General features: G+C 70.0%; 13 protein-coding genes. 4 read left to right on the top strand and 9 right to left on the bottom strand.

What is annotated here, in order from left to right; genetic code table 11:
• From VF697_RS22580 to VF697_RS22560, 5 genes are all read right to left on the bottom strand, one after another.
• The coding region (locus tag VF697_RS22580; protein ID WP_331098261.1) for a D-alanine--D-alanine ligase family protein at positions 1-2,162 on the bottom strand (2,162 nt) is incomplete at its 3' end.
• Entirely contained in the window at positions 2,147-2,779 is a 633-nt protein-coding gene (locus tag VF697_RS22575) for an RDD family protein (RefSeq protein ID WP_331098260.1), read from the bottom strand. The genes VF697_RS22580 and VF697_RS22575, both read right to left, overlap by 16 nt.
• Positions 2,776-3,315, bottom strand: coding sequence for a hypothetical protein (locus VF697_RS22570; protein ID WP_331098258.1), 540 nt, complete (start codon positions 3,313-3,315; stop codon positions 2,776-2,778). The genes VF697_RS22575 and VF697_RS22570 overlap by 4 nt, the downstream gene beginning before the upstream one ends.
• Positions 3,316-3,387: 72 nt before the next feature.
• Positions 3,388-4,359: a porphobilinogen synthase gene (gene hemB / locus VF697_RS22565; RefSeq protein WP_331098256.1), complete on the bottom strand. Its 972-nt coding sequence runs from the start codon at positions 4,357-4,359 to the stop codon at positions 3,388-3,390.
• Positions 4,360-4,417: 58 nt separating this feature from the next.
• Positions 4,418-4,627, bottom strand: coding sequence for a hypothetical protein (locus VF697_RS22560; RefSeq protein ID WP_331098254.1), 210 nt, complete (start codon positions 4,625-4,627; stop codon positions 4,418-4,420).
• Between the two features lie 240 nt (positions 4,628-4,867).
• Between VF697_RS22560 and VF697_RS22555 the strand changes: the two genes are divergently transcribed.
• Genes VF697_RS22555 through VF697_RS22545 form a run of 3 tightly spaced genes read left to right on the top strand, consistent with a single transcriptional unit; the run spans position 4,868 to position 7,745 of the window.
• Positions 4,868-5,782 (top strand): ABC transporter ATP-binding protein, encoded by a 915-nt coding sequence (locus tag VF697_RS22555; RefSeq protein ID WP_414641332.1) that lies wholly within the window; start codon positions 4,868-4,870, stop codon positions 5,780-5,782.
• The gene (locus VF697_RS22550) at positions 5,779-6,615 is read left to right on the top strand and encodes a hypothetical protein (RefSeq protein ID WP_331098253.1); all 837 of its coding nucleotides are present in this window, start codon (positions 5,779-5,781) and stop codon (positions 6,613-6,615) included. The genes VF697_RS22555 and VF697_RS22550 overlap by 4 nt, the downstream gene beginning before the upstream one ends.
• A complete protein-coding gene (locus VF697_RS22545; RefSeq protein WP_331098251.1) occupies positions 6,615-7,745 on the top strand; it encodes a hypothetical protein in 1,131 nt (376 codons plus the stop codon). The genes VF697_RS22550 and VF697_RS22545 overlap by 1 nt, the downstream gene beginning before the upstream one ends.
• Positions 7,746-7,759: 14 nt before the next feature.
• Here VF697_RS22545 and VF697_RS22540 read toward each other — a convergent pair whose 3' ends face one another.
• The 3 genes from VF697_RS22540 to VF697_RS22530 form a co-directional block, all read right to left on the bottom strand.
• Positions 7,760-8,554 carry a tRNA1(Val) (adenine(37)-N6)-methyltransferase gene (locus VF697_RS22540; protein ID WP_331098249.1) on the bottom strand — a complete coding sequence of 265 codons (795 nt, stop codon included), beginning with the start codon at positions 8,552-8,554 and terminating at the stop codon, positions 7,760-7,762.
• 9 nt (positions 8,555-8,563) lie between these two features.
• Positions 8,564-9,709, bottom strand: a complete 1,146-nt coding sequence (locus VF697_RS22535; protein WP_331098247.1) for a DUF1015 family protein — start codon at positions 9,707-9,709, stop codon at positions 8,564-8,566.
• A 66-nt stretch (positions 9,710-9,775) separates the two neighbouring features.
• Entirely contained in the window at positions 9,776-10,807 is a 1,032-nt protein-coding gene (locus VF697_RS22530) for a hypothetical protein (protein ID WP_331098245.1), read from the bottom strand.
• Positions 10,808-11,008: 201 nt separating this feature from the next.
• Between VF697_RS22530 and VF697_RS22525 the strand changes: the two genes are divergently transcribed.
• Complete coding sequence (locus tag VF697_RS22525; RefSeq protein ID WP_331098243.1) at positions 11,009-11,329, top strand: polyhydroxyalkanoic acid system family protein; 321 nt, start codon at positions 11,009-11,011, stop codon at positions 11,327-11,329.
• Positions 11,330-11,338: 9 nt separating this feature from the next.
• On the opposite strand, the gene VF697_RS22520 is transcribed toward VF697_RS22525, so the two are convergent.
• Positions 11,339-11,974, bottom strand: a 636-nt coding sequence (locus tag VF697_RS22520; protein WP_331098241.1) for a tetratricopeptide repeat protein, incomplete at its 5' end; no start/stop codon positions are given.

The raw sequence follows: 11,974 nt of genomic DNA, 5'->3' as shown, positions 1-11,974 counted from the left end.
TCGCCGGACGACGAGGAGCCCGAGCCCGCGGCGCTCGCCCCGGCCTTCTCCTCGGCCAGCGTGGCCTTCTCGATGGCGGACTTCTCCAGGGCCAGCTTCGTCAGTGCGCTCTCGTCGGCGGCGCGCCGGGCCTCCCGCTCCTTGTAGCGACGGATCGCCGGGGCCATGATCTCGCCAATGAGCCCCCGGTAGTCCATGCCGGCCCCCTGGGCGATCAGCACCAGGTCGCTCCACCCCGGGGTGAGGCCCGGTAGCGGGTTGCACTCGATGAAGTAGATGCGGCCCTTGTCGTCCATGCGGAAGTCGATGCGCGCCACGTCGCGGCACCCCAGCGCCATGAACGAGCCTCGCGCCGCCGCCCTCAGCTTCTCCAACAGCGCGGGCTCGATCTTCGCCGGCGCGTCGTAGCGGATGCGATCGTTCCAGTCGAGCTTGTGCTGGAAGCTGTAGATGGGCGTCTTGTCCTCCTTGTCCAGGAAGACGATCTCCATCGGCGGCAGCACGCGCGGACGGCGCTCGCCGAGCAGGCCCACCGTGAACTCGCGTCCGCCGATGTACTCCTCGATGAGCGCGGGCTGCTGGTACTTGGTGACGATCTCCTTCACCACCTCGCGCAGCTCGGCCTCGCTGCGGCAGACGCTCTTGCTCACCACGCCCTTCGAGGAGCCCTCGGCCACCGGCTTCACGATCAGCGGGAACGTGGTGAACTGCTTGTCCAGCCGCTCCTTGCCCGTGTGCATGAGCTGGAAGTTCGGCGTGTGGATGCCGGCCTGACGGACGATCTTCTTCGCCAGCGCCTTGTCCAGCGCGATGGAGAGCGTCGCCGGATCGCTTCCCGTGTACGGGATGTCCAGCAGCTCCAGCATCGCCGGCACCTGGCTCTCGCGGTTGCGGCCCTTGAAGCCCTCGGCGATGTTGAAGACGATGTCCAGCGGCGTGCTGGCCAGCACGCTGGGCAGCTCCGCCGTGGCCTCCAGGTCCACCACCTCGTGGCCCCAGGAAGCAATCGCCTCGCGGATGGCCTGCAGCGTGGTGGGCGAGTCGTACTCCGCCTCGCTGTCCTCCAGGGCCGTGCCGTCCGCCGCCACGGGCTTCACACGCTTGACGTTGTAGGTGAAGCCCACGCGCAGCGGGCCCGACTTGCGCGTCGGCTTGCCCTGGCGCTTGCCGTCCTTGATCTTGTTGCGCCGCGCCGCGCTCTGGATGATCGCGTTGACCACGCCGTCCAGGTGCACGCCCTCCATGGCCGCCGCGGCATAGATGCCCGCGCCCGGCTCCAGGCTGGGCAGTGCGTTGAGCTCCAGGAAGTACGGCACGCCCGCGTCGCTCAGCCGGTAGTCGATGCGTCCCAGGTCCCGGCAGTCGAGCACCTGGAAGATCTTCTTCGACATGTTGCGCATCTCCTCGGCCACCTTGGGATGCAGCTTGGCCGGGGCGCGCACCTTCACGGCGCTGTCCTTCTTCGTCTTCAGCTCGTAGTCGTAGATGGCGTACTTGCGACCGGCGATGGCCGCCGGGTCGATGTCGTACTCCGTCGGGCTGAGCACGCCGTCATGGTCGTTCTGCACCGCCGCCAGATACGGGACGGTGATGTCCAGGCCGCTGATGTACTCCTCCACCAGGATGCCGGCCGGGTAGCGCGCCAGCGCCTGGGCGACCTTCTCGCGGGCCTGCTCGACCGTCTCGGCCACCGAGTCCTGGGTGATGCCCTTCGAGGAGCCCTCGAAGTTGGGCTTGATGATGACCGGGAAGCGCAGGTCCTCGACCTTCAGCTCGTTGAGCTTCTCGACGAACTGCCAGCCGGGGGTACGGATGCCGTGCTTGGAGAGCACCAGCTTGGTGAGCTGCTTGTCCAGCGTCACCGCCAGCGCGTAGGCGTCCGAGCCCGTGTACGCGAAGCCGAGCTCCTCGAAGAGCGCCGGGTAGAAGGCCTCGCGGAAGCGACCGCGGCGGCCCTCGGCGATGTTGAAGATGAGGTCCGGGCTGTAGGCCTCGAGCCGCGCGACCGTGCGGGAGGCGGGGCCGCTCACCTCGAAGCGCTCCAGCCGGTGGCCGAGCCGCTCGATGGCCGCCGCCAGCGTGTTCACCGTGTCCTGGGTATCGAACTCCGCCTCATCTTCCGAATCGGACAGCCTGAGGTTGTAGGTCAGCGCGATGCGCAAGGCTTTCCCCTTCTGGACTTCTTGAACGTGCGGCACCGGCGGACCCGGGCCGCGGACAAAAACCGACCTGGGACGCGAGCGGGCGCCACGGGCGTGCGTGCTGCAACGGTTGCTCCGACAACGACCTTCCCGTCCACCACCTGCGTCTGGGCCCAGGTATCACCGAGCCTCCAGCCGAGCGGATCCCTCACCACGCGCAGGGCCTCCACTCCGCCGATCACCACCAGCCCGGCCAGGCAGGCCACCGCGCCCAGGGGCGGCGGCATCATTCCCAGCAGGACGATGAGGGCCAGCGGCGCGTTGCGCAGGGTGCTGTCGCGGTGGCGGGCGGCCGAGCGCGTCGGCAGGTGCATCACCTTCACGCCGAAGATGCGCTTGCCCACGCTCTGGCCCTGCAGCATGCCATCGGCCAGCAGCAGGAAGAGCAGCGCCACCACGCCGCCGGCGCCTCCACACACCACGTAGAGGCCCCAGGCCACGGCGACATCCACGATGCGCGCGCCGAACCGCATCCAGAGCGACGCCTTGGGATAGGGCGAGCCCAGCTCGTCATTCACCACCCGCAGGCCGGGGCGGCGGGGCACGGAGAGGAAGGCGCGCTCGGGAGCGGGGCTCACTCTTCGGGCTCCAGGATGAGGCCCCGCTCGGGGCGCTCCGGCTCGTCCAGGCCCGCGAGCTGCGCGAGCCGCTCGTGCGCGCTCACCATGCCAGGGGGCCGTTGGTACGAGGAGGCGGCGGCGTTGCCGGTGAAGTCCGGCGAGGACACCAGCGCGGCCGTGGGCGAGCCCGTCTCGGACATCTGCCGCAGCCGGCCTCGCGCCGACTCCATGTCGGGAGCGGCGGCCTCGCCCTCGCGCGTGAAGAAGACGAAGGCCATGGCCGGACGCTTGGAGGACTCGCGCATGGCGAACTGCACGCCATCCAGCGTCCACCCCTTGGCGCTCCACTCATTCACGGTGCGCTCGAGCGTCCCCTCGTCCACGGTGGACAGCTCGACGACCTTGTACTGGAGCGGGCCCGCGGGGCGCGGGGCGGCGGGGGGGACAGCGGTACGGGCGGCACCCGGTCGCTTGCCGGCACGCAGGGGGCGCCGGGTCGCGGGCTGGGGTGCCGCCGTTCTAGGTGGGGGCCGCTTCTTCTTCTTGGTGGCCATGGCCGATCCGGATCTTTGCCTTCAGTTGGGGGGGGGAGCGCAAGCCCCTCGTGTGGAGCCGCGACTCGACCGTCAACCGAGCAGCTTCGCGGCTTCCAGCGCGTGGTAGGTGATGATGAGATCCGAGCCGGCGCGCTTGATGGAGGTGAGAATCTCCAGCATCAGCCGATCTCCGTCGACCCACCCGTTCTGCGCGGCGGCCTTCACCATGGAGTACTCGGCGGACACGTTGTAGGCCACCACCGGCACCTGCACGCGCTCGCGCACCCGGTGGATGATGTCCAGGTAGGACAGCGCGGGCTTCACCATGATCATGTCCGCGCCCTCCTCCAGATCCAGCTCCACCTCCTTGAGGGCCTCGCGCGCGTTGCCCGGATCCATCTGGTAGCCGCGGCGATCGCCGAACTGCGGCGTGCTCTGCGCGGCCTCGCGGAAGGGCCCGTAGAAGCCCGAGGCGTACTTGGCCGCGTAGGAGAGGATGGGCACCTCGGTGAGCTTCACCTCGTCGAGCGCCGAGCGGATGGCGGCCACGCGCCCGTCCATCATGTCCGAGGGCGCGATGATGTCCGCGCCCGCCTGGGCGCACGACACCGCCATCCGCGAGAGCAGCGGCAGCGTGGCGTCGTTGAGGACGTGACCGCCCTCGATGAGGCCGCAGTGGCCGTGGTCCGTGTACTCGCACAGGCACACGTCCGCGATGACGAGCATGTCCGGGAGGGCGCTCTTGATCTCCCGGATGGCGCGCTGGACGATGCCCTCGCGCGCGTATGCCTGGGAGCCGTGGGCGTCCTTCTGATCCGGGATGCCGAAGAGCAGCACCGCGGGCACACCGAGCGCCCGGGCCTGCTTCGCCTCGGCGACCGCGTGCTCCACGGAGAGATTCAGGATGCCCGGCATGGAGGCGATGGGACGACGCACGTCCCGGCCCTCCACGACGAAGAGCGGATAGATGAAATCCGAGGGCGCGAGCGTGGTTTCGCGCACCATCTCTCGAAGGGCCGCCGTGCGACGCAGCCGGCGGGGGCGATGAATCGGATGAGCCATGTGCCGACGGTATAAACCGACAGCGCCCCCCTGGAGAGATTTCTGCCCTTGGGGCTGCCTAGACAGCGGCCAGGCGCCAGCTCTCGCTGAGCCAGCTTCGCTGACGGGACAGGTGAGTGGCCCGGTGCTCGGCCAGGTCCGCCTCGTGGAGCGCACGGGCATAGCGCGTCTTGGACGCCTCGGTGCCTTCCTTCAGGCCCTTCTCCGCCTCCGCCAGCTCCCGACGCGCCGCTCGCAGCTCCTGCTCCATCAGCTCAACCGTGGACATGTATCAGTGCCTCCTCTACCTGGGGCTCTTTGCACACCCCAGGCCACCAGAAGATTCCCGCCAAGGGTGCGAAACCACAGTCGGACGGGAACCTGAGACCCTGAAACCCGGAAAAAAGGTGCGAACACCGTTTCCCGGGTGCGTATCCATGGAGGCAAGCAGGCGGGCCACGGGCTCGGCTGGTGGCTTGGATGGAAAGCGGAGCAATCACGGGGCCCGCTCCGTCGTAAAGTCCCCATCGTGCCAGCAGCCATCGAAGTCATCGGACTCCGCAAGACCTACCGGCGGCCCTTCGGGCGTCAGGGCCACGAGGCGCTGCGGGGTGTGGATCTCTCCGTGCCGGAAGGCAGTTCGTTCGGGCTGATCGGCCCCAACGGCGCGGGGAAGACGACGTTCATCAAGAGCATCCTCGGCATCGTGCAGCCCACGGAGGGGACGGTGCGGGTGCTCGGGGGTTCGCCCGAGGATCCGCGCATCCGGGCACGCATCGGCTACCTGCCCGAGCGTCTGCACCTGCCGGGCTCGTGGCTCTCCCCGGCCTTCCTGGCCACGGTGGCGCGGCTCAAGGAGCAGAAGCCGGACCCGGCGGCGAACCTGCGCCTGCTGGAGCGCGTGGGGCTCGCGGACGCGGTGGGCAAGCGCATCGGCGGCTACTCCAAGGGCATGCGCCAGCGGCTGGGGCTCGCGGCGGCGCTGCTGGGCAACCCCTCCCTGCTCATCCTCGACGAGCCCACGGACGGCATCGATCCGATGGGCCGGGTGGAGGTGCGGCGCATCCTCCAGGAGGAGGTGCAGCGCGGCACCACGCTCTTCCTCAACTCGCACCTGCTCGCGGAGACCGAGCGCGTGTGCAACCGGGTCGCCATCCTCGCGGACGGCAAGGTGCTGCGCGAGGGGCGGCTGGAGGAGCTGTCTCGCGGCGGGGCGAGGTGGGCGGTGCGCTTCGCCCCCGGGACGGACGCGGGCGCGCTGGCGGCGGCGGGCTTCACGGCGGCCGGCTCCGAGGGGCTCTACCACGTGGAGGCGACGGACCCGGCGGGGCTGAACGTGGCGCTGGACAAGGCGCGCGCGGCGGGGGCGCTGCTGGTGGAGCTCAAGCGGGACGGACAGGACCTGGAGGCCGTGCTGGCCTCGGCCATGGGGGTGGCGGCATGAGCGGCGTGCTGGGGATCGCGGGCTACGTGTTGCGCGAGGCGGCCTCGCGCAAGTTCATCCTGGCCTTCCTGCTGGGCGTCACGGGCGTGCTGTTGACGCTCTCGTTGAGCCTGCGCATCGAGGTGGTGGACGGAGCGCTGGCGGCCTCGCGGCTGTTCGGCGAGGTGATGAACCTGGACATCCGCGCGGTGGACGTGGCGCTCAAGCCGGTGTTCATGGCGGCGGCGGCCCTCGTCTTCTACGGAGGCATCCTGTTCGGCGTCGTCGCGTGCTCGGACTTCGCGCCGAGCCTCCTGTCGCCGGGCCGCATCGAGCACCTGCTCGCCCTGCCCTTGCGGCGCTGGCACATCCTGGCCGGCACCTTCGTGGGGGTGATGACGCTGGCGGTGTGCGGGGCGCTGTACGGCTCGGTGGGGCTGGTGGTCATCTTCGGGGTGAAGACGGGGTACTGGACGGTGGGGCCGATCATCGCCGCGCTGCTGGCGTGCGTGAGCTTCGCGGCGGTGTACGCGGTGATGTTGACGACGGCGACGCTGGTGCGCAGCGCGGCGCTGTGCGCGGCCCTGGGTGGCATCACCCTGGTGGCGGGCATCATCGCGGGCTTCCGGACGAAGATCGCCCCCTTCATCGAGGAGGGGCTGACGCGGGAGGTCTTCAAGGCGGTGACGCTGGTGCTGCCACGGCTGTCCTCGCTGGCGCAGGCGAGCATGGACCTGGCGGCCTCGGCGCCGTTGGGCGTGCAGTCGCTGACGATGTTGCTGATGGGCGTGCTGGTGTTCGGCCTGGGAGTGCTGGCCGTGGGCTTCTGGTGGTTCGAGGGGAGGGATTACTGATGCAGCGGCGCCGTGGGTTGTGGCTGGTGTTCGCGGTGGTGCTGTTCGGCCTGGCCGCGTGGCTGATGCTGTCCGGACAGGGCGAGGAGGAGACCCCTGCCCCGCAGAAGGTGGCATTCCCCCACCGGCTGCGGCCGGAGGAGCGCGAGCGCATGGAGCGTCGGCGGACGTACGTGACCCCCGTGGTGGACGCGGGCACGGTGACGGAGCCGAAGCCGGTGCATCCGAGCGATCCCGTGCTGGCGGCGCTGCCTCGGGGCAAGGGGAAGACGGCCATCGTCATCGAGGCCAACGCCATCCGCAACTCCCCCATCGGGGAGATGGTGCTCGAGTGCATGATGCGCCGGGGCGGTGACAACCTGAAGCGGTTCACCGAGGAGACGGGCGTGGACCCGTTGAAGGACCTGGACCGGCTGGTGGTGACCGATGACGGGCTGATCGTCTCGGGGAACTTCGGGGACAAGCGGTTGAAGGAGCTGCTGTCCGGGAAGGGCTCGACGCACTACGACTACGGCGACGGGGCGCGCCTCTTCGAGACCCAGTTCGAGCGCAACCTGTCGGACGGTGGCGTGGCACAGCGGAGCGGGCCTCCGGTGGGCCTGTGGAACGACCAGATGCTGGTGTTCGGCAAGTCGCCGGACGAGGTGAAGGAGGTCATCGACCGGGTGGAGGGTCGCGGGCCCAACGAGCCGCCGGTCATCTCCGAGGGCAGCACGTACGGGGAGATGTACGGCGTGGTGTCGGTGGAGCAGCTCAAGAAGATGTTCCCTCCGGATCAGCAGGAGCTGGCGATGCGGCTGGCCGAGGTGGCCGAGAACGTGGAGCTGCACGTGGACGCGCGCTCGGACTTCGCGATGACGGCGAAGGTGAAGGGCGCGGACGAGGCGAAGGTGACGGACCTGGGCAAGTCGCTCGGGGGCGCGCTGTCGCTGGCCCGCCTGAAGGCCCAGACCGAGGGAGAGACGGAGCTGGCGCAGCTCCTGGACTTCGCGAAGGTGCGGCCGGACGGCAGCCAGTTCAAGCTGGAGCTGGCGGTGCCGCTCGACGTCATCAAGGAGCAGCTCGCCTTCTGCCGCGAGCAGCAGGACCCCCAGGGGCCGAAGCCGCAGGAGGCCAGCCCCACCCCGTAACGCCCTGCCCTCCCCTACTCCACCATCGCGCTGACCTCGCGCGAGAAGGCCTGCTCGTCATCCGCGTGGATGACGAGCGGGGGGAGCACGGTGAGTCCGGCGGGCGCCCGCTTCACGGCGTGCATCAACACGAGCTTCGCGGGCCTCCCCGCTCGCGAGTGCACCATGCGCGCGGTCCTCGGCTCCAGTCGGGCCGCACGCAGCACGGCCATCAGCTCGGACAGCCGGGAGGCCGGGTACACCACGCAGAAGCTCCCCCGGCATTTCAGGAGATACGCCGCCGAGTGCGCGACGTCCTGCAGCTCGCAGGCGATCTCATGCCGCGCGAGGGCCTTCTCCATGTCCGTGCTGCTCCACCCCTGCTCCCGTGCCCGATAGGGCGGGTTGCACACCACGTGGGAGAAGCTGCCCTTCGGAAACAGCCGGTCCACGCAGCGCAGGTCACCCCGCACCAGCGACACGTCCCGCTCACAGCGGTTGAGGTACACGTTGCGCTCGGCCAGGGAGAACAGGCGCGGCTGGAGCTCCAGCCCGGTGAGATTGCCGCAGCCCAACCGCCTCGCCAGGACGAGCGGGATGATGCCGCACCCCGTCCCCAGGTCCATCAACCGCCCTCGCATCGCGCCCGCCTCGTACACGGCGAAGTGCGAGAGCAGCACTGGATCCAACGTGAAGCGGTAGCCCCGGCGGCGCTGGAGCACCTTCACCTCTCCCCCGCAGACGGAATCGAGCGTCTCACCGGGGCCAGGCCGGAGCTCCAGCAGCGTGCGCTGGGGCCACTCCAGCGCTTCTGGCGAGAGGATGCCCACCCAGGATCCCTAGAGCTCCGGATCCAGGAACAGCAGGCCCGCGGGGGGTGAGGGCGCCACGCGCAGCGTCTTGGAGGGCAACGTCTGCGCCGCCTCCATCACCGCGCGCACCTCCCAGAGCGGCGGCGGGTTGAGCGCGAAGCCCGCCTGGAACATCCCCGACTGGACGCCTCGCACCAGCGACTCCGTCCCCCGCACCGCGAACACCTGGGGGTGTCCCGAGTCCTCGGGGTCCTTGATGCCCAGCACCGTGCGCAGCACCAGCGCGTTCAGCAGCGCGAGGTCCAGGCTGCGCAGCGTCGGGTTGCGCGGCGCTCCCTTCAGGTGCGCCAGATCCAACCCCTGCCGGAAGCGGAGGATCTTCCCTCGCCCCCCGGGCAGCACCAGCAGCACCGCGTGGTGCCCGCGCACCAGCGTCGCCAGCTGCTCGTTCGCCATGGCCACACCCCGAGGCGACGTGAGCGGCTCCTCCAGGTCATACACGCGCGCGTACGCCGTCACGAGCGTGAGGAAGGTGTCCTCGTCGAAGGTGTCCAGCCCCCGGATGGCGCGGTGCACCGGCTCGAAGGACAGCCCCGGATCCGACAGCGGCACGATGGCCGCGAGACTCGGCCGCTGCTCATCCAGCTCCGCCAGGGGACGCAGGGGCGCATCATCGAGCACCTCCTGGATGCGCCGGGCCACGGGCGAGGGCTCGATGCGCCGCAGCGACACCGGGGCATCCTCGAAGGTGCCCTGCCACACGACGATGCTGCGCTCGGCCGCCTCCGCCAGGAGGCCTCGGAGCACCCCATGGTCATCCGCCGCCAGGGTGACGGCCGGCTCCACCTGCGCCGAGCGCGGCCGGTAGGACTCGACCTCCAGCGGCTCGGCGGCGGCTGGGCTGAGCGCGCACAGGAGGAAGCGGACCGGGGGGCCTCCGAGTCGCCCCGCCGAGCTGTACACCTCCGCCAGGTACAGGGCCGGGCGGGTGTCGCGGAGCACGGAGCCGGCGGCCCTCAGCCGTCCAAGCTCCGCGGTGGGATCCACCCGATCGAGCAGCGGTCGGATGAACGAGGACCGGGGCGGCGCATTGAAGGGATTGACCCCCTCATCGGCCGACAGGTGCGATTCGAGCGACGGCAGCAGTGCGGAAAAAGGTAGGACGCGCGCCATGCAACCAACAGTGTGGACGCGCTCGCTCTCCGGCCACCGTGCGCCCTCGTCAGGACAGCGGGCGAGCTACCACCAGTCGTTGCGGTAGGCCTTGGAGAGCACTGCGCGGCGCATGGCCGCGGGAGGACGCTCGGCGGCCTCCTCCCAGAGGAGGCTCACGGTGGTGATGGCGCCCGCCGAGCCGAGGAAGGACAGCACGTACGGCGTGGGCTGATCGAAGCCCCCGAGCACCAGGGCGGAGATCACCAGCACCACGGCCCCCACGCCCGCGCCGAACGCATCCGCCCGGAGTATCTGGGAGGGGGTCGGGTTGTACTTCATCGTGGCCAGCGCGAGCGCCGTCGCGCCGAAGCCGGGCGCCATGAGCAGCGCGTCCGTCCAGGTCTTCCCGGAGATCTTCGTGCCGGAGAAGTGGATGATGGCCAGCAGCAGCGCGCCGTAGGCGAGGCCCCACCCACTGCCCGACGCCACCAGCAGGCCGTCATTGAGTGGAAGCTGTCCGCCGCCGATCGTCGCGGTGAGCCACGCGCCCAGCTCGGCGCCGATGAAGGCGGACCACGTCAGCAGGCTCGCGTCGCGCGAGAGCAGGTCCATGAAGCCGCCGAGGAACATGCCGCCGATGACGGAGTTGGCGATGCCGAAGTAGCCCATCGGCTTGTCGACCCAGTTGTAGAACTGCCACCACGCCGACGAGCCGAAGCCGAGCCCCGCGCCGATGAGCGTGCCCGCCAGCATGGCCTCGCGGGAACCGCGCTCGAAGCTGAAGCCGTTGGCGAAGCCCTGGGTGAAGAAGCCTCCCATGGCGCCCATGATGGAGTGGTGCATCACGAAGGTGAGGCTGCCCGGCCCGGAGAGGAACGCGCCGTAGCGCACCTGCCCATCGAGCATCACGCCACTGGCCTGGGGAGGAGCGCTCTGCGTGGCGGCGGGCGGCAGCTGGCCCTCCTGGGGGGGCGGCGCCTGCGGCTCGGTGCGCAGCGAGGACGGACTCGCGCCCTGCACCGGCGCATCGGAGCCGTACGTTCGCGCCCGGGCGGCACCCGGCACGGCGAGGAGGAGGACAACGGCAAGGGACAGCCAACGGGTCAGCGAGGACACTCGAACGACTCCTTGTCCGGACACGGTCGGCATCAAACATCAACCCGCGTCCGGCGCATCGAGAATCTCACCGGTTCACGAAGCGGCAGCCCCGTGACATCACTGTTGACTTCCATGCGCCCGGCGGAGAGACCTGGGTTCCCTTCCCGCTCGGGCATCACTAGACCCGGGCGGGAGCATCACGAACCCCAGGAGCGGCACATGGGCACGATGAAGTTCGAGGTCCCCCACACCCTCTCGAAGGACGAGGCCAGGAAGCGCGTCGAGCAGCTCCTCAAGTACTGGAACGACAAGTACGGCGTGAAGGCGGAGTGGGCCGGTGAAGGAGCCAAGGTCATTGGCAAGGTGATGGGCATCAACCTCGATGCCAGCTTCACCATCACCGACGGCGCCATCCAGGGCGAGGGCACCGACCCCGGCATGCTGCTGCGCGGCCAGGCCAAGTCCTACCTGCAGAAGAAGTTCAGCACCGTGCTCGACGCCAGCAAGAGCATCGATGACGTCAACAAGGGCCTCGCCTGAGGGTGCGCGTCAGGCCCCGGCCTCCTCCAGCGCGGCCAGCGCATAGCGGGCCGCGCGGGTGATGGCCTCGGCCGAGTCCGGCAGCTCCGGGTAGTGGCCGGCGAGCTGACGCTGGGGGAAGCGGAGCTGCGAGATGGCGTTGCGGTAGCACCGCCGCGCCGCCTCGTGCTCCCTCAGCCGCTCGTGGACCTGGGCCAGCAGGTAGTGCCCGATGGCCAGCGTGGGCTCCAGGAAGAGCGCCTTGCCCAGCTCCCCGCGCGCCTCGCCCAGCTCTCCGGCCTGCAGTGCCGCCAGCCCTCCGAAGACCCGCGCCTCCACGCACAGCGGCTCGCGGTTGATGGCCTGCGCGAAGGCCTCGCGCGCGTCCACCACCCGGCCCGTCAGCGAGTAGAGGTTGCCCAGGGTGAGCAGCGCGTCCAGGTGGTTCGGCTCGTCCACCAGGAGTTGCTCCACCGTGGACACGGCGGACACGAAGTCCCCGCGCTCGATCATCCGCACGGCCGCGTTCAGCCGCTCTCCCGGCGCCAGCATCAGCGACCACGCGGGCAGCTCGCCCGTGCGCGCGCGCGGAGGCTCGGCTCCCACGGAGGACGTCTCGAGCGACTTCCGGGGCGGCTCGGCCGTGGAGCCAGTCGCCCCCAGGGG

It is taken from the genome of Archangium sp., assembly GCF_036388035.1.
Classification (GTDB): domain Bacteria; phylum Myxococcota; class Myxococcia; order Myxococcales; family Myxococcaceae; genus Archangium.
This window is presented reverse-complemented; position numbering and strand designations above follow the sequence as displayed.

Excerpts from the sequence above, each read along its gene's own strand:
- VF697_RS22570 (WP_331098258.1), bottom strand. The coding sequence starts at position 3,315 with ATGGCCACCAAGAAGAAGAAGCGGCCCCCACCTAGAACGGCGGCACCC.
- hemB (WP_331098256.1), bottom strand. The coding sequence starts at position 4,359 with ATGGCTCATCCGATTCATCGCCCCCGCCGGCTGCGTCGCACGGCGGCC.
- VF697_RS22560 (WP_331098254.1), bottom strand. The coding sequence starts at position 4,627 with ATGTCCACGGTTGAGCTGATGGAGCAGGAGCTGCGAGCGGCGCGTCGG.
- VF697_RS22550 (WP_331098253.1), top strand. The coding sequence starts at position 5,779 with ATGAGCGGCGTGCTGGGGATCGCGGGCTACGTGTTGCGCGAGGCGGCC.
- VF697_RS22545 (WP_331098251.1), top strand. The coding sequence starts at position 6,615 with ATGCAGCGGCGCCGTGGGTTGTGGCTGGTGTTCGCGGTGGTGCTGTTC.
- VF697_RS22535 (WP_331098247.1), bottom strand. The coding sequence starts at position 9,709 with ATGGCGCGCGTCCTACCTTTTTCCGCACTGCTGCCGTCGCTCGAATCG.
- VF697_RS22525 (WP_331098243.1), top strand. The coding sequence starts at position 11,009 with ATGGGCACGATGAAGTTCGAGGTCCCCCACACCCTCTCGAAGGACGAG.